Raw genomic sequence first — 16,103 nt, forward strand, 5'->3', positions numbered from 1 at the left:
CTTAGTGCCTGTTGGTGAAGCGCTGCATTCCTTCTCGGGTGTCTGGCGCGGATATGCGCTCCAGAAAGCGCGCCTTTTCCTGATCCAGCCGAGCCTTTACTCGGGCACGGCGCGGCGCATCCCAGACGTTTGCCCGTGTCGCGGCGAGTGTATTGGCGTTCATCTCCCGAATGCCGCCAAGCCATTCTTGAATGCCCGTGTCCAGCTCCTCTGTTTCAACCACGCGGCTCGCCAATCCCAGTGAGACGCATTCCTCAGCGCTGAGCCGAGTGTTGAGGTACTGCACCTCCAGCGCTCTGGCCGTTCCAATCTTTTCCGGTAGCAGCGCCGTCCAGCCGCCATCTGGGCCAAAGCCCACCACACCGTAGTAGGGTTGGACGAAGGCGCGCTGGCTCATGATCACCATGTCGCTAGCCAGAACAAATCCCACCGAGCCTCCGGTCACGGGGCCATTTACCCGCGCGATCACCGGGGCCGGGAATGCCAGCAGCTTCATGAGTGCATCATGCAGGCCGCCCACAACCCGCTCCGAGTAAGCCCGTAGCTGTTCCGGGTCGCTCGCAGCCTCCAGAAACGCGCCTACGTCGCCACCAGTCGAGAAGCTTCGGCCTTCCCCGGTCAGCACCAACGCCCGCGGCGCAGCCGCTTTAGCCGCCTCAATGGCCCTGTGAAGATCGTCAAGCACCTCGGGCACCAGAGCATTGTGGCGCTCCGGGCGGTTGATGCGTATTTCAGCCCAGTCATCATGAAGGGTCAGCTTGACGAGTTCAGTCATGTCAGGAAGGCCTCAGTCCGTTGACTATCAGATCGTGGGTGGTCTCAACGATGTCATCGACAGGGGTCTCGTCTCCCCAGATCACGGCCCGCTCTCCGAGTGCTCGAGCCATCCCCATGAGAGCCCAGGCGCGCGTATGCGCATCTCCCGGGCTCACCTGCCCAGCTTCAGCCGCAGCAACGAGTCCCTCCCGATAGCCATCGGCAAAAGTGTCGTAGTAGGCTTTGTAAGCATCCGGGGCCACAAACATGGCCTCCTGCACAACGCGGTAGAGATCCGGGTGAGCGCGCACAAACTCCAAAAACGCCTTCAAGCCAGCCTTTTCTGCGGCCAGCCGGTCTGTTGCATCCCGTGCCACAGAGGAAAGCTCCCGGCGCACGAGCCGGCCCATTTCAATCACCAGCTCGTGAAACACTTCCTCTTTGCTTTTGAAGTAGATGTAAAACGTGCCTTGGCCCACGCCCGCTTCTCGCGTGATGTCGCCAATGGAAGCCTCGTTGTAGCCTTGCGCGCCAATCACGCGTTCTGCTGCGGTCAGGATTGCTTTTTTTGTCGCTTCCCCGCGGGCTGTTTTTGGCTTGGTCGGCGCTTTTGCCCGCCCTGCGGTGGCGTTTTGGGATCGCGGCAAGCTCACTCTCCGGTTTGACAATGTTGAAACATGAATCACTATTCATGTTTGGCGCCGCAAAAGCAAGCGCTATCGCCTCAGCCGCCTAATCAGTTTGGGTAGGGGCCTGACAGGTTCGTTGATGTTTTCAGATCTGGAGAGGTTAGAATGCCGTCTCTGCCATGCTGGGCAAGTGCTAGCCAGCAGAGGTTTGCTCAGAACAAATCTCGTCCAACGCCTGGCTGAGAGGCACCGCTCTCAAAGCAAGCTCACTATTTGTGGGTCACGATGTTTGGCGGGAAAATGGCGCACCCGATAGGATTCGAACCTATGGCCTCTGCCTTCGGAGGATTGTGTCATTAGCTTAGTCCTTGATTTATAACTGTTTTCACTTTCAGGTCCTTCCCTTCTTTACCTGACTTTCCCTTGTTTTTCCTCTTCTTGTTCCACTTAACGCGAACTTTCTGCGAACGTCCGAGACGCCGCGCCATCTTTCGGATGTGAGCCTTGTTAAAATGAGCATAGACCTTCTCAAGCGTCTGAAAGCTCATGGCCATGTATTCGGCGACATCTGAGATTTTCTCTCCAGCTTGAACTAGTAAGCTAACACGGGTGTGCCTTAAAGTATGCGGCGTTACGCGTTTCAATCCGGCTCGCTTGACAGCTTGTCTGAAGCCCTTATCGATGCTCTTAACTCTTTTGGTAGGATCGTGTTTTTGATGGAAGACATACTGAGATTTAGAGCCATACATTTCAAAGCGACGCTTAAGATGTCTCATCAACTCAGGGGGCATTGGGATGTGAGATCTGGGCTTGCCGCCCTCCCAATCATCTTCATCGTCGAACTCTTCGCCGTCTTTATTGAAGTTTAACATCTCAGTTTGGAAGTCAATTTGGGCCCACTCAAGCTCCATAATCGCAGTCTTTCTGGCTCCTGTATAAAAGGCGATCATCAGAAACAACCGCAGCTGAAACTTGCTTCGATATTCGGCTCCAGCCGCCCAAAAAAGCCGAACGTACTCAGCCTGTGTCAACCAGCGTTTCTTTGGTCTGCCGTCTTTCGGAAGTTTTGGGAACTTAAAATCAACTAGACGCTGCATGCGAACTGCATGGTTGACAGCCGCTCTAAGATCACTGAGTTCTCTGCGACACGTAGATCTCTTGCGAGTACTATCCTTCCAATACGTTTTTATCGTCACATCATTGACTTGATCTACAGTCCTTTCCTGCCAATAGAAAAGCAAATTGTGTATTGAATAACTTAGCCTCTTTGCTGCCTTCGTACCCATTTTGTACTCAGCATAATCATCAAGAATTTGAGCGATGCTCATTTGATGGGGAGCTATAGGTCGCCCGGTCCTAAGTGAGCGTCTTTCTCGGAGGAAGTCTTCGAGCTTTTCCTCAGCTTCAAAGCGGTCCGCAGTGCCTGTTGAGAGTTCACGCCGTTGCCCTGTTTCGAGGCATCGATATCTAATGAAGTAATTGCTCCGGAATTTGCGTGTGACGAGGTGTGGGGCTTTGGCTTGTCTAGGCATGGTTCTACTGTATTTCTCTCAATCAACTCTTCAATTGCGCCAGGCTTCAGGTAGTAAGTTCCATCAAGTTTGACGTATTGTATTTGTCCCTTACTGATCCAGGATCGAATACGTTTCTCGCTGAAGATGCTACGTTCAGCGGCTTCTTTGAGTGTTTCCAACGACATGAGGCTTCCTTTGTCTTGAACTTTCGGTCCAAAAATAGCAATATAAGACAAAATATATGTATAATCATCAAATTAGACGAATATTAGTCTATATAGCAAGTGGGAAAGCTATGGAAATCCACAGTCGTTTGCTGGCAGTGAGGAAAGAGTTAGGAAAGCGTCAACTGGAATTTGCTGAGGAGCTCGGCGTATCAGGAACCGCTTATAAGACGTATGAAAAAGGTTCTCAGGTGGTTCCAACTTCAATCGTACTTCAGTTAGCAGAGCGCTACTCGATATCGCCAAACTGGCTTCTTTTGGGGATTGGCGGAATGCACAATGAGCCTCCAACACAGATGGTTCTCTCTGCAATAACAGCAGCTAGAACCATCATAGATGAGTTTGAGTTCAAGCCAAATGCTGACCAAGAACTACAACTTATCAGAAAGATGTTTGAGCAGAGTTACTCCGAACGAAACATATTGGACCGTAGTCGTAGCGATTTGAAAAAAACAGGATAGATATGAGTGATAATAAAACAAGAATAGAAGAACAGCTAGTGATCTCAAAGGCTCGCCAAGAGATTGCTGAAATACTATCGAAGTACGACCTCAAGATCGAAAGTGGAAGAGTAATTTTCCCAAGGGAAGATATGGAGATACTACGTTCTCATATCTTGTTCAGTAAGTTTATAGAGTTCTGGGAGCGTTATTCTATTTTCATTAAATCAATAGTTATTTTCCTTGCTTCATATCCTCCTCTGATTTTGTTTTTAATGAACTTCGGAGTTGTGAGTTATGACTTGTTCCATCTGTTTACCTTGGGATCATTGTTTTTCCTGTTTGTAGGTTTGGGCTTTTTCCTAGAACGAATGGAAAGTAATTTTGGTTATTGGTCGGGGGAGTTTCAAAAGGATTCCGATCGAAAAATACAGTACGGCTGGACGTTTATACCGGCAGACTTGAAAAGTTTCGTTCAATTCAAATGAAGAGAAATTTGTTTGCGCCTAGCGGTTTGTCGTCCGTGAAGTACATTGTGGTCCACGTGGACTTGGCGTGCTAAAGCCCCCTCAGGTTCTGCGCTAACGTACAAATAGTTCAGGACGCAATTGGCTATTTTTTTCCGTCAGGCTTAATCGAGACGGTGCCGAGGTTGGCCAATCGCGCGGCGATGCTCTCCTTGGTCATTGGCTCCTTAGAGCCTTTGGCATTCGGATATTGTGAAGTTGGTCTTGCGGGTGTCTGGGAACGTTTCCCGGCGTTATTCGGCCGCGGCTCCACTGACGTCGCATCGTTGAATATCAACGCCAGGAGGAAATACACCAACCGCGGCGTCCACTTGGAACCGTTGGCAGTCCGGAACCCCAAAAAATTGAGTCTAGATGCCACGTCCTTCGGTTTTCTCGTTCTTTCACGTGCCAGCTGTTTTACAACTGGCTCCATCCGGCGATACAGTTCCTCGAAGGTTACGCTTCCGCTTTCGAAATGCACCATCTCGGATTTCTGCATATCGAATTTTGACTTCGGTAAGACGGCCGGTTTATCCCGGCTCGGGTCCAACCGGCTACGATCTCCATCCGATTTATCTTTTGCCGGAGCCGATTTTCTGGGCTTCTTCCGCTTTATGAACCGCGCATCTTTCGGAGAGTAAAGAGGGGTAGCCAAAGGTGGCGTCGAGGGTTTTCTGCCGTCTGGCTCAGGTTTTCCGTCGAGGTCCACGGACCCGCCAAATGTGAAGAACGCCGGCGACAAGGAGTGCCGGGAAACACAAGACACCTGATTTCCCCTCACGCTGATGAATTCACCAGGCGACAAGAACTCTCGATCCGAATAGCAGGCGAAAACAAACATCCCGCCAGCCTTTGTGTCGAGGAACTCAGCTTCGATCTGGTTTTCGTTCCCCAGCCTTCGAACCGCATGGACGACCGCCAGTGACCAAACATCATCTTTTTGGTCACCTGATCTGCCAGGCTTGCTCAATCCGGTTCTTTGGGCCGCGGCCAGTAGTTCCCTTACCTGTCCAACGGGTCTTCTGGTCGGCCCGCTATTAACAGCCTCGGCGGGTGAAATCCGTTGAGGGCCGTTGTCCGTGCACTTATGCTTCGGCCAAGGAGGCCCCAGATCATCGAAATAAACGCGGCTGCCCGAAGCGTTCGCATAAAAAAGACGGGCACGTTGCAAACAGGACAACGGGCATTCGGATTCACATAACATCCTGCGACCGAGTTCGCGTTGTATTGCTTCAGAAGCGAGCGCGCATCACGGTATGCGAAGGTGTTTTGGGTGTCTGTGCGGCTTACACGGCTCCGTTCGTAATTGACGCACCAGCCGCATGTACAGTTGGGATAATGATTGTAACCTGGCACTCCATAGCACCTTCAATTAATTGCAGTCGAAACTCCCGATCACCGCTTCCGGATCGACTGCGTCTCTACATCGTATTCAAGGCCGACGATCGACCCGTCCTTGATGGCCGCGACCGCCTTTGCCACCATCTCAGGGCGCACATAAAACCACTCACGCGGCCGTATAATTTTGCCCGAAACATTGGGAACGGCGATATCCGCCCGTGCCGCTTCGAAGAAGGTATGAAGGATGTGTTCAACCCGATCCCTTCGAATACCAACCAGCTCGAATGTCGCGACGATCTCGACGGGCGCATACAGAAACGTTGAATCATTCCTTGCATCCGCAATACGGCGCTGGACGTCGCCTGACGTGACCCCGATCTTGTGAAGGATAAGCCTGTCCCGCTGGATGTCCGGTTGGGTGGATTTACTCCGGGCAACGTAAACGACACCATTCACGATGGCCTTATCGTCCTGCCATCTGTCGTCCAGGGGGCCGAAGCCGCGCCCCTCGACGCGACGCGCAGTCGGATCATCGTACATACTCTTTTCGAAAGAACGCATCAGAATGTCGCTTTCGGTCCCGTTCGAATAGATCACGCGTAACCGGTGATCTGAGCGGCCGCCCTTCATGGTGCGTTCGCCCTTCTCGGCGACATAGGCGTATTGCCCCTTCTGGATGAAGAAGTCGCCTTCCAAGGTTTCAGTGCCGCCCTTCTTCGTGAAGGGAACGAGTTCGCGATCCCCACGCTGGACGGCGGCATGAATGTCCTCGAACAGAGGTTCGAAGATCTTGAAATCCCGGCAGGGGCGGCGTTCAGCGCGATGGTCGCTCACGTTCCTTTCCGCCGCAGGCGTTACCTTCGACGGCTTGACCAATCCCGCATCGAGCTCGAAATCCTCATCGTCGAAAATATCATCGAGGGACAAGTCGGAGGCCACGTCTTCAGGAGCTTCGTCTCGCCATGAAGGTTGAGGCGGTTCCGCAGGCTCTTCTCGCAAGACCAGCATGCCGGATGCATCGTCGCCACGAAGATCGACGGCATGGGCGCCGTCCCGGACTCGTGCCAGCCTTCGTCCCAGAATGGCTTCGTCGATATCAACGGCATCACGGTCCGGCGCGCGGCCATTCTCCTTGAAGAAGGCGGTCGCCTGTTCAAGAACGGCCCGGTCCTTTTCCAGGTCCGCGGATGCACCTCCGCTTCTTCCGGGTTTCACGTCGAGCAGACCGAACGGGTCATCATCCTCGAATATGTCATCCAGTGTCCGGCGCGCCATGGATCAGGCCTCCGCCGTCCGCATGCGTTCGGCTTTCTTCGCCCGGATATAGGAATGGGCTTCGCCAAGACGCTTTTCGAGGGGATCGGCCGAATTGGGATTGGGCGCCCGTCCTTCCTGTTCACGGAACCGTTTGATCCGGGGCCAGAGGGCGATAGCTTCCGCCTCGGACATCTGGATCCTCTGGGCGACCATCATCGCCTGGATCTGCGACAGCACCTGACTGTCGAGCGCCTTCGAGGCAACGTCATAGGATTCACGGAAGGGATTCACGCTGTCGATCAGATCGATATCGAGGTCCCGGACATTGATGAACTTCTTCACCATCCTGAGCAGTCCGGAATAGTCCCGCTCGGCACCGTCTTCGTTCATTTCGCCGCCCGAACCTTCGCCTTGTGTGTATTCGGTGTCATTCTCTTCGGCTTGCCGCTGTGCTTCCCGGCGCGCCATGTTCATCAGGTTCATCCGGGCGGCTAGATGCTGGCGGACTTCCTCGGTCTCATCATCCGACAGGTTCTCGTAGCTGCGTTCGATGATGTCGGTCATCACCATCTGGGTGGCGACTTCCGGAGCGATGTCGTCGGCAATCGTCCGGCGATCCATCGACTGGCAGGCCTTGGCCACCAGATCGTCCATGTCGTTTTCGATAATGGCCTTAGAACGATCTGTCGAAGGCATCGCAAGTCCCTTGATCTCGACATGGATGGTGCCGTTTTCATCCTGCCAGGCATCGCTCTCATCGGCGTCGTCCGGACGGCGATGGAACTTGAAGCTGGGGGCCAGAACCTGCTCCATCAGCAAAGCGCCGGAGATTGCTTTCAGCATGTCGTTGACCGCGTCGACCACAATGCCTTCTTCAGCCGCTGGCTCCGCGATCAGATTGGTGAATTGGGCATGAGGTTTTCCAGGAGCGTCCCGGGTCGCGCGCCCTATGATCTGGATGATTTCCGTGAGGGAGGATCGATAGCCGATCGTCAGCGCGTGTTCGCACCAGACCCAGTCAAAGCCTTCCTTCGCCATGCCGAGGGCGACGATGATATCGACGGCGTCCTTGTCCTTTGCCTTCTGAAGCGCGGAAACGACTTTCTGGCGGTTCAGGGGGTTGTCATCGACAAGGTTGGCAACCTTCAGCAACTTTTCGTCCGACGCCCGCTTGATCAGGTCGAACCCGGTGCCCGGATCGATGCCCTGATGGTCACCGATGGCGTCCATGATAGCGCCGACCTGCTGGTCCTTATGGTCATAGGCTTCCGCCGACATGACATGCGGAATGTGAACGATGGTCTTCTTCGACGTGTCGAGAACATCCATCAAGGCATCGACATACCGTCCCCGGTAGAAGTGATATCCGATCCCCAGCGTCTTCAGATGTTCATAGCCGTCGAGCTGCTCATAATAGGAATAGGTCACGCTGGTGAACTTGGCTTCGTCCTCCGGACGCAAGACGGCCGCCGTGTCACCCCGGAAGTAGGATCCAGTCATCGCCATGATGTGGGCGCGATCCCGGGCGACCAGCTCCCTTAGGATTTCACCGAGACGGTTTTCCTCCGAGGCGCTGACATGATGGAACTCGTCGATGGCCACCATGGACTTGTCGAAGGCTTCGACGCCGACTTCCTCAAAGGCGAAGCGGAAGGTCGCGTGGGTGCAGACCAGGACCCGGCCGGGAGACGCCATGAAATCCTTGAAAGCCTTCACCTTGGCTCTCGCAGCGTCGCCCGCATCCGTCCCGGCGGTGCAGAGGTTCCAACGAGGTTCCACTTGCCAATCAGCGAAATAGCCGTGGCTGGTCAGGTCCGTGGAGCTGAAGGACGATCCGATGGAGCGCTCCGGAACAGCAACAACGACCTTTTCCAGTCCCTGATGATGAAGCTTGTCCAGCCCGAGGAACATCAGGGCGCGGGATTTCCCGGCTGCGGGCGGTGCCTTCAGGAGCAGGCACTGGGCTTTTCGGGCGTCATAGACCCGGGCCTGCATGGGGCGCATGCCCATTTCGTTTGTCGTCTTCGACTTGCCGCTCTGGGAATAGGTGACTTTCACGAGATCGGTCATGGGTCAGGCGCCTTTCTTCATCGCGGCAACGCGGTCGGCATATCGCTTGAACAGGTGCTCCAGCCGTTCGGTATCGTTCCGGAAAGGACGCCCGATATACATGGACTCCAACAGCACGTCGTTACGCCGATGGGCCTGCCTTAGGTCGTCCGGCATCTTCTTCGGATCATAGAGCTGGGCAATGGTCTTGGGATGATGATCTGCGCGTACCAGAAGGATTTCTCGGGCACTTTCTTCAAGAGATGCTTTTTGCTCGTCCGTGAAATCCGGAACCGGAAAGGTATTCCAGCCGAGGGTGCTGGAATAGCGGAAGTCGGACTTCAGCTTGCCGCAAACTGTTGCGATCCAAACGAGATGAAGCTTCGACGCGATGAGTGCCAAGCACCAGTCTGGGGCGTCGTAAAGCACTTGGTTGAGGTTCGAAGCAACGACGTCAGCCCCAACCCGCTCGACAGGAAGATAAGGACGCCTTTCTGATGTGACACTGGGAACCAATATTGCATGGGAATGAGGCGCGGGATGTTCCCGGAATTGATGAGGACGGTCCGCCAGAGCGATCCCAGCCTTATCCTTCATGTTCAAGCGGGCCGTTCGGGTCGCTTCGATTTTTTCAGATACCTCCGGAATTGCGTTGGCATCGGCCAACTGATCATCCGAAATCCAAAGGCAGTACCTTTCGATACCTCTTACAACTTCCTGAGATCCCATAAATCGCTTTATCAGTGGCTGCGCCTCTGGCGCGACATCCATCAATTGCACTTTCTCTTCAGGGGACAAAAGCAGGTTGCCAGCGTCATAGGGCATACAACCGAAAGCCATGAATGGAAGGCCAAAAATACTGCGTCCGACTGACCTCACCACTGTATTCTGCGCATCAATCAAATATGGATTGATATTCTTAGCCAAAATTTCCATGCCATCATGGAACAATCGTTTCGCCGAATGCTTCGGGTTTCGCATGCCGACAATGACGCAGATTACGGCGGCATTTGCGGCCGCATTGTTCCGCCACTTGAATGAGCGGTGCGCAAAGCCGATCTCGATATTTTGTCCCAACAAATGAGGCCATAGGTTTGCCGATGACGCCCCTTGGCAAATCGAGTTCGTCGCAACCAATGCGGCACTGGCGTTGCGCTTCTTGATGTAATTCGCGGCTTTGAAATACCACGCAGCTACGAGGTCAAACGCTCTGTAATTCTGAACTTCGCCATCGAAGACGTGGTCCATGTCTGCCTTCTGTCCCGCATCCTGTTGGGCTTTTCCTAAGAAGGGTGGATTTCCTGCGATATAGACTTCTTCCAGCAGATCCGGCGGTGGGCAGACCGCGTCCCAATTCACCCTCAATGCATTGTCGCGGACGATGTGTCCGCCGTCCCGGAGAGGTAAGGCGGGCGGCATGCGACCGAAGACGTCCGCGAAACGAGCGTTCGCCTGATACTCGGCAATGAAGAGCGCCAGTTTCGCCGTCTCCGCCGCGAAGTCGGTGATTTCGATGCCATGAAAATTGCTCAGGGAAACAGCGGAGAACATTTCCATGGCATGGCCTGGATCGATTTCCTCCAAGCGCTTCAGGATCCGGATTTCCCTGTCCCGGAGCTCCCGGTAGGAGACGACGAGGAAGTTTCCGGATCCGCAGGCAGGATCGAACACCCGGATCTTGGATATCCGTTGCAGGACGGCGCGCAGCGCCGACGCCTTGGTCCAGGCCTTCTCGATGGCCTCGTCCAGGTCGTCCAGGAACAGCGGGCCGATCACCTTCAGGATGTTCGGCACGCTGGTGTAATGCATGCCGAGTTCCGACCGTGCCTTCGGGTCGGCAATGGATTGGATCATAGAGCCGAAGATGTCCGGATTGATTTCCTTCCAGTCCATCCCTGCGGCTTCTTTCAGGTACTGAAAGGCCGTCCGCGAAAAGACGGGAACCGCATTTCCTTCCGAAAACAGGCCGCCGTTCACATAGGGAAAATCATCTGCCCATTTTGGCAGGCCATTTCGCTTGTCTGGGGGCGTCGCCATAGCTGTGAAGGCCGCAAGGATTGCCTCTTGGGCCGTCTCGCCTGCGTTCCCGCCATAATCCGTCAGACAACGGGCAAAGAGATTGTCGGGAAGGATTCCCGTATCCTCCGCGAACAGACAGAAGACGATCCGCGTCATGAACTGGTTCATGACATGCCGGTTCTCGTCTTTCCCCCATTCCGGATTGGCCTTGATCAAGGCATCATACAGCTTCGCAAGATGGCTGGTGGCGCGAATATCGACCGGGTTCTCATCCGCTGCCTTGAAGCGCTCGAACCCAGCGAGCGGCAGGAAGAAGCCGAAATTGTCCTTGAGTTCGGCGTAGTCGCAAAACCGTGCCTCACCGGATTTCATGTCCCGGGCGGCAACAGCCGTTCCGTCGGTGGTGATCGCGACCCGAACCTTACGGGTCTTAGTGGCCTTGGATTCACAAAGGGTTTCCAGCGCCTCTTCAGTCTTACCTGATTCGGCTGGAAGAAAGTGGAACTTTCCGTTGAGCAGTGTGCCGCCGGGAAGATCCGACCGGTTCATGGCACCGGACTTCAGCTTGGAAATGTTGGCATTTGAGGTACCGATGGCCTCGGCCAAGGCGATCGGGAAAGCTTTCGGATCAAAATCACCGGCAAAAAGCCGCCCAAAAGCCTCTCCGACATCTACAACGTTCATAAAGCTACTCTTATTATTAGCGCGCAAGCGCGCTCATCGAAATGTAATTTGCAGTTTTACTGACAAGAATATCGCATAAATATCATGGGTCTAGGTTCAAACATCGATTTAGGGTTTTTCCATAGAGGCATTCCTGGGTGCCTGAATGAGTGCAGAGCGGAGGAACCGTATAGCTTAAGTGCATCATTTCTAATATTGCAAAAAAGATGAAGAGGGCAAAATGCGCTTTTGTCGTCGAACTTCGGCGCAGGTGTTGCCTACTGGAACTGCCAAGGCCAATTGCCATAGATCTTACGGTGCCATGAGAATGCTGATCTTAATCGTCACGCTCAAGGCATCTGTGACGAACTCAAACTCGACCCGTCAAAAGGCTACTAACGCCTACCCCACTGCCACCCGCGGTGGCAATGCGAGCCCCGCGCTGACAAACGCACGCAAACCGCGTAGGTCGTGGCAATGGATTAAGGGAACGCTTACCGAGAAGCAATTGTCGGCAAGGCATCGCCGCAAAGTATTTTTATTCATTACGCTCGGATGCCAGCCACAGTAAGTGTGTGCATTGCTGCTCAAGACGACCTCTTACGCGGACTGTACGATCCAAGTGATCAACATGAGGCTGAACACCGCAGTTTGATCGCCCGTCTGTACCGAAAAACGAGTCGCGGTAAAACGTGGCTGGCACCCACCTTCTAGGTATCCTAGGCGTAGACGCTGCTCAATTCTTTCTTTTCGATCATGTTTAATAGGTCGATACCGTCCCAACGTACAAACCAATGCTGCTGCTGGACTTCGTCAATCAGCGCCTCGGCCTCTGCAACACTGATGTTTCCGAGGTTCGCGCCAATCTTGGTCCATGAAGTTCGAAGCAACTCAGCTCTCTTGGCCCTGTCAAGATAGGGACAAGCAAGGGAATCCAGCAACAGATGCACTGTTTCAGAATCCCTATTCAGGTACTTCTCTGAAGATACTCGCTTACAGATGACCTCCCAAATTTCACTCCTTTGGTCGGCAAACTCCGGTCGGTCACCATAGATGAATAACTTTACGACCAACTCGAAGTAACCTTGGCTCTTTGTGTCTAGTTTGGCGAGCGAGATCAGCTCGTGCTCCAGTTGCCCATCGCCTCCAAATTGCTGAAGACTAACCAGAATGTTGAGGATCTCGATTGGGATCACCGAATTTTTCGAGAACAAGCCTTCGAAGCTAGGTGCCCTCGCCAATTGTGACGCCCAACGAAGGGAGGCTTCTTTGAGGATATCAAATCCTTCGGTATCTTGTTCTTGGAGATGTTGTGCGGCGCGCACGATGGCATGAGACAGGCGCAGCGATGAGGCTACGGTAGGGTGCAGCGTAAAAAAGTAAAACCCAACATCAAGCAAGAAAAAGAACATTTGCCTATAGTCCCGATCAACGACAGGACTGTCTTTAATTCCAACAAAATCAACGTACCCGTCAGCTATATCAATGGCTTTCCGGCGTACGGCACCAATTACATAGTTTGCAACTGCGTCGTAACCCAGCTCGGACGAAAAACATGCTGCCTTAACCTCTCTGGTGAATTTTCCAAACAACGACCTATATTTATAAATGTACCTCGGAAGGAGCGCCCTCTTGCCGCTCGAAGGTATGGAAACAGTTTCAAAGAGCTTTTCCCAATTAGCGCCAAGAGATTTGTTAATCTCGTCGATTACCAACGATTTTTTCGAATAGAATGGCCGCTTGTCGAGCTCTCTTTTCCCAGTGTTTAAGTGCAGATTGTATTCTCGCAACGCGATTGACAGCTCGTGTTCCACCTGATCGGCCGTCGCAGGGTCATTGGTAAAGACATAGTAGTTGTCCACGTACCGCCTGCATTCGTAGTCGACGCCATCGCGTATGGGAGGGCTTTTCGCTTCAAGGTTTTGGCGTGCGTTTTGATCCACCTTTGCAAGAATGATTTCCGCAAAGATGCGACTGGCCTCCGGGCCAATGCAGATACCACTAGTTTCATTGTGGTTGAGTCTCTGCATTACCTTGTCAAACTGATTTCCAAAGCTCAAAGCGACCGTATTCTCTTTCGCCTCATCCTTGCTCTTCGTCGCCCATGCCATGGAGTGCGTATAAATGCTGTCAAAACACTTGCTGATATCCAGAGATAGCTGATATCGAAATTTTTTTTCCAAGCGAATATGATCACTCGAGGCGAAGAACTTGTACAGGCGCTCAAATCCTGAATATGCAAAATAGCTTGCCGGGTTCCGCACCAGTTTGTCCAAGTCCGCCGTATCGACGGTAGCGTTCTTGTATTGGTTTTTATCCTGCACTGAGGATGGTATAAAAAAGGAACTCCCAACTTTCTTTGGGGCACGAATTGAGAACGGTCCGCGCCCGGAGTATTCGCAGATCAACTCCTCGTACTTCTGATAGAAATCGGCCAATATGACCTGCCCCCTTGGATGTAGGAGACTCAAGGTTCTGACGCTTCGAGAATCTTTGACGATATTGTACCTGAGCGGAACGGTGTAGCCCTTGCCGTCGTCCTCCAGCAAGAGGGCACTTATTAACTTTTGGAAGTGCGCCGATTTCTCTGTCATGGCATGAAGATTCTTATAGAATCCATCGTTGCTAACGATTATGGGTACCTCGAAAGGGGAGGTATCGGTGAGCACCACACGCCACTTGTCCGCTCGGTTTAGGTTTACCCGTGACTTTCGCTTGCTAGGCATACTTCCAGCACTCCATGAGATCGGCCAACCGATCAGCGCTGAACCGGAAGTGAACACGATTGGCGAACCCGCTGACGAATGAGTACTTGAGAAGCTCTTTTCTTTGACGGTTAGTCAGAACCAGCGCTAGCCTCCCCCCAACTGCCCCTGAACGGCACAGAACCATCCCGGAGAAAAACTTATCAAGCTCGGCGAGTGCCGTTGCGTTACTGTTGATAAGGTTGTAAGTGTGTTGCAGACCCGCGCTTCGCTTCTTTTGCTGCCTTTCGTCAAAGAACTGATAGCCAGAGGTCAAAATACGGACGCGATCTCTAAGATCATCAAAGTTCCCATCCGACAAATATTGCAGGAGGGACTTCACAATTCGAGTCTTGTTCTTTCTTACTTTTGAAGGCGCTATATCTAGCTCAACTCGACGAGAAATAGGTCTGCCTCTGTCAGTATGAAAGACACTGAACTTGAACCCAAGGTAATCGAAGCTGTGCTCAACATTTGGCGTCTTCATCTTTGTATTTTTGAACGGAAAAATCTTCGATTTTGAAAAATTCAATTTCAGCCCCGCTGGCAAAGCTTCTTCGATCTGCGCCTTTAGCGAGTTCGGATTGTCCAATTCCGGTAAGATCACTACTATGTCATCAACATATCGGGCAAAGTAGTGTGCGTTTAGTTGCTCCCGCATTCTTTGGTCGAAATCTTGCATGTAGAATTCACTGAGTTCCGCGCTTATTGCCAAACCTGGGGGCAAGCCGTTCACAGAATTGACTTTGCATTGCTCAATCAGCGACCTTACAACAGACCTCGTGCTTGGAGCAGTCATAAGTCTCTTGCTGAGTTGGTTTAATAGAAAATCCTGATCAACGGATGGGTAAAAACTCTTTATGTCCATCTTTGCAACGGTAAACGGTAATCCTTCTTCGCAGAACAACTTTAGGCGACGCACTATCTCAACCCGACTTCCCTGTTTTGATGCCGTGATTCTGCGAATGTTCTGAGCAGCCTTTCGCAGCACCAGATCGCATGCCAGATCGTTTACCTGATAGATGGTCCGGCCGGCCAAGTTATTGGGCGTCAATGGCAGAGAGGAAAAACCATTTCGTGCTGTGATGACGGCCTGAGTAACTAAAGCTTTCTTGTGGGCCTCGCTCTTCAGTGCAGGCTGCTTTAGAAAATCACTTTTGTTCAGGTGCCTTGCAAGTGCCGCGCTGCCAAATGTGGGATCGTACATGTACTCTGCCCGTGAGTTGCTTTTCTGAAATTCAACTCAGATTAGAACGAGACGTAGTCATAGGCTAGCTAGGATTGCATCGTTACTGCTCAGCTAATGCGATACACGCGAATTTGGCACCCATAGGACACCCAGCCATAAACCAAGAGCAGGGCGCAAACCGGCTTGCCGCATAAGGATCTTTTTTTGTTTAGTAAAATGGCTTGGGGTGGTATCGAACCACCGGCACGAGGATTTTCAAACCTCGCGTCGATAGCGAGCAGGTTGTTGCATTGAGCGAGGAGGCATTTACTTCACTAGGCCATTGTGGTGTGAGTTGTATGCAGAGGTCTTTCGCTTCCTATCCAGATGAACGTCTTCGCAATAACTGACAGCAAGCCCACCAGCTGGTCACAGGCTCAAAATTCATTTTCCTGCGAAACTAAATCTGTAGGCACACCTTCGACCCTTGTTCCAGGTTCCTCATTGGTACCTCTATCCCATCCAGCTTGTACTCTCGCCGTTGGTATGTGTTCACCGAGAATCTGACGCCATCTGATGTCTCGAAAAGGCAGCGCAGGGCTGTGTTCCTGCCCCAGACGGCGGCAATGAAGGTGGCCTCAACGGCTCCTTTTGGAGCGTTGTCATAAGGGTAGTCGGTGACCTTGATGCCTGCTTCTCGGGCTTGAGCCGGGCTATAGCTGGTTTTAGGTAGTGTTGTAGTGGTCATCTGTGGGTTCCTTATCTTTCCATTCCGGTGGTTGGTGTGCGC

At 52.7% G+C, this 16,103-nt stretch carries 13 protein-coding genes; 2 read left to right on the forward strand and 11 right to left on the reverse strand.

What is annotated here, in order from left to right; translation table 11 throughout:
- Position 1: 1 nt before the first annotated feature.
- From Q3Y58_RS00195 to Q3Y58_RS00210, 4 genes are all read right to left on the reverse strand, one after another.
- The gene (locus tag Q3Y58_RS00195) at positions 2 to 775 is read right to left on the reverse strand and encodes an enoyl-CoA hydratase/isomerase family protein (protein WP_319620526.1); all 774 of its coding nucleotides are present in this window, start codon (positions 773 to 775) and stop codon (positions 2 to 4) included.
- A gap of 1 nt (position 776) precedes the next feature.
- On the reverse strand, positions 777 to 1,403 hold the full coding sequence (locus Q3Y58_RS00200) for a TetR/AcrR family transcriptional regulator (protein ID WP_274217783.1): 627 nt from the start codon (positions 1,401 to 1,403) through the stop codon (positions 777 to 779).
- Between the two features lie 338 nt (positions 1,404 to 1,741).
- Entirely contained in the window at positions 1,742 to 2,482 is a 741-nt protein-coding gene (locus Q3Y58_RS00205; RefSeq protein WP_319620528.1) for a site-specific integrase, read from the reverse strand.
- 242 nt (positions 2,483 to 2,724) lie between these two features.
- Complete coding sequence (locus Q3Y58_RS00210; RefSeq protein ID WP_319620529.1) at positions 2,725 to 3,084, reverse strand: helix-turn-helix domain-containing protein; 360 nt, start codon at positions 3,082 to 3,084, stop codon at positions 2,725 to 2,727.
- A 56-nt stretch (positions 3,085 to 3,140) separates the two neighbouring features.
- On the opposite strand from Q3Y58_RS00210, the gene Q3Y58_RS00215 reads away from it, so the two are divergent.
- Both Q3Y58_RS00215 and Q3Y58_RS00220 read left to right on the forward strand, forming a co-directional pair.
- Positions 3,141 to 3,584, forward strand: coding sequence for a helix-turn-helix domain-containing protein (locus tag Q3Y58_RS00215; protein ID WP_319620531.1), 444 nt, complete (start codon positions 3,141 to 3,143; stop codon positions 3,582 to 3,584).
- A 2-nt stretch (positions 3,585 to 3,586) separates the two neighbouring features.
- The gene (locus Q3Y58_RS00220; RefSeq protein ID WP_319620532.1) at positions 3,587 to 4,051 is read left to right on the forward strand and encodes a hypothetical protein; all 465 of its coding nucleotides are present in this window, start codon (positions 3,587 to 3,589) and stop codon (positions 4,049 to 4,051) included.
- 124 nt (positions 4,052 to 4,175) lie between these two features.
- Here Q3Y58_RS00220 and Q3Y58_RS00225 read toward each other — a convergent pair whose 3' ends face one another.
- The 7 genes from Q3Y58_RS00225 to Q3Y58_RS00255 form a co-directional block, all read right to left on the reverse strand.
- Entirely contained in the window at positions 4,176 to 5,042 is an 867-nt protein-coding gene (locus Q3Y58_RS00225) for a hypothetical protein (RefSeq protein WP_319620533.1), read from the reverse strand.
- Positions 5,043 to 5,467: 425 nt separating this feature from the next.
- Positions 5,468 to 6,688, reverse strand: coding sequence for a GIY-YIG nuclease family protein (locus Q3Y58_RS00230; protein WP_319620534.1), 1,221 nt, complete (start codon positions 6,686 to 6,688; stop codon positions 5,468 to 5,470).
- 3 nt (positions 6,689 to 6,691) lie between these two features.
- Positions 6,692 to 8,740, reverse strand: a complete 2,049-nt coding sequence (locus Q3Y58_RS00235; protein ID WP_319620535.1) for a DEAD/DEAH box helicase — start codon at positions 8,738 to 8,740, stop codon at positions 6,692 to 6,694.
- Positions 8,741 to 8,743: 3 nt separating this feature from the next.
- Positions 8,744 to 11,422, reverse strand: coding sequence for a class I SAM-dependent DNA methyltransferase (locus Q3Y58_RS00240; RefSeq protein WP_319620536.1), 2,679 nt, complete (start codon positions 11,420 to 11,422; stop codon positions 8,744 to 8,746).
- A gap of 698 nt (positions 11,423 to 12,120) precedes the next feature.
- Entirely contained in the window at positions 12,121 to 14,127 is a 2,007-nt protein-coding gene (gene drt3b, locus Q3Y58_RS00245) for an antiviral reverse transcriptase Drt3b (protein ID WP_319620537.1), read from the reverse strand.
- Positions 14,120 to 15,352 carry an antiviral reverse transcriptase Drt3a gene (gene drt3a, locus Q3Y58_RS00250; protein ID WP_319620538.1) on the reverse strand — a complete coding sequence of 411 codons (1,233 nt, stop codon included), beginning with the start codon at positions 15,350 to 15,352 and terminating at the stop codon, positions 14,120 to 14,122. The genes drt3b and drt3a overlap by 8 nt, the downstream gene beginning before the upstream one ends.
- 421 nt (positions 15,353 to 15,773) lie before the next feature.
- Entirely contained in the window at positions 15,774 to 16,061 is a 288-nt protein-coding gene (locus Q3Y58_RS00255) for a hypothetical protein (RefSeq protein WP_319620539.1), read from the reverse strand.
- Positions 16,062 to 16,103 lie beyond the last annotated feature (42 nt).

The organism is Nesiotobacter zosterae, from assembly GCF_033843645.1.
GTDB lineage: Bacteria > Pseudomonadota > Alphaproteobacteria > Rhizobiales > Stappiaceae > Pseudovibrio > Pseudovibrio zosterae.

Coding starts and splice junctions, on each gene's coding strand:
- Q3Y58_RS00195 (WP_319620526.1), bottom strand. CDS start 775: ATGACTGAACTCGTCAAGCTGACCCTTCATGATGACTGGGCTGAAATA.
- Q3Y58_RS00205 (WP_319620528.1), bottom strand. CDS start 2,482: ATGCAGCGTCTAGTTGATTTTAAGTTCCCAAAACTTCCGAAAGACGGC.
- Q3Y58_RS00210 (WP_319620529.1), bottom strand. CDS start 3,084: ATGTCGTTGGAAACACTCAAAGAAGCCGCTGAACGTAGCATCTTCAGC.
- Q3Y58_RS00215 (WP_319620531.1), top strand. CDS start 3,141: ATGTATAATCATCAAATTAGACGAATATTAGTCTATATAGCAAGTGGG.
- Q3Y58_RS00220 (WP_319620532.1), top strand. CDS start 3,587: ATGAGTGATAATAAAACAAGAATAGAAGAACAGCTAGTGATCTCAAAG.
- Q3Y58_RS00230 (WP_319620534.1), bottom strand. CDS start 6,688: ATGGCGCGCCGGACACTGGATGACATATTCGAGGATGATGACCCGTTC.
- Q3Y58_RS00235 (WP_319620535.1), bottom strand. CDS start 8,740: ATGACCGATCTCGTGAAAGTCACCTATTCCCAGAGCGGCAAGTCGAAG.
- Q3Y58_RS00240 (WP_319620536.1), bottom strand. CDS start 11,422: ATGAACGTTGTAGATGTCGGAGAGGCTTTTGGGCGGCTTTTTGCCGGT.
- drt3b (WP_319620537.1), bottom strand. CDS start 14,127: ATGCCTAGCAAGCGAAAGTCACGGGTAAACCTAAACCGAGCGGACAAG.
- drt3a (WP_319620538.1), bottom strand. CDS start 15,352: ATGTACGATCCCACATTTGGCAGCGCGGCACTTGCAAGGCACCTGAAC.
- Q3Y58_RS00255 (WP_319620539.1), bottom strand. CDS start 16,061: ATGACCACTACAACACTACCTAAAACCAGCTATAGCCCGGCTCAAGCC.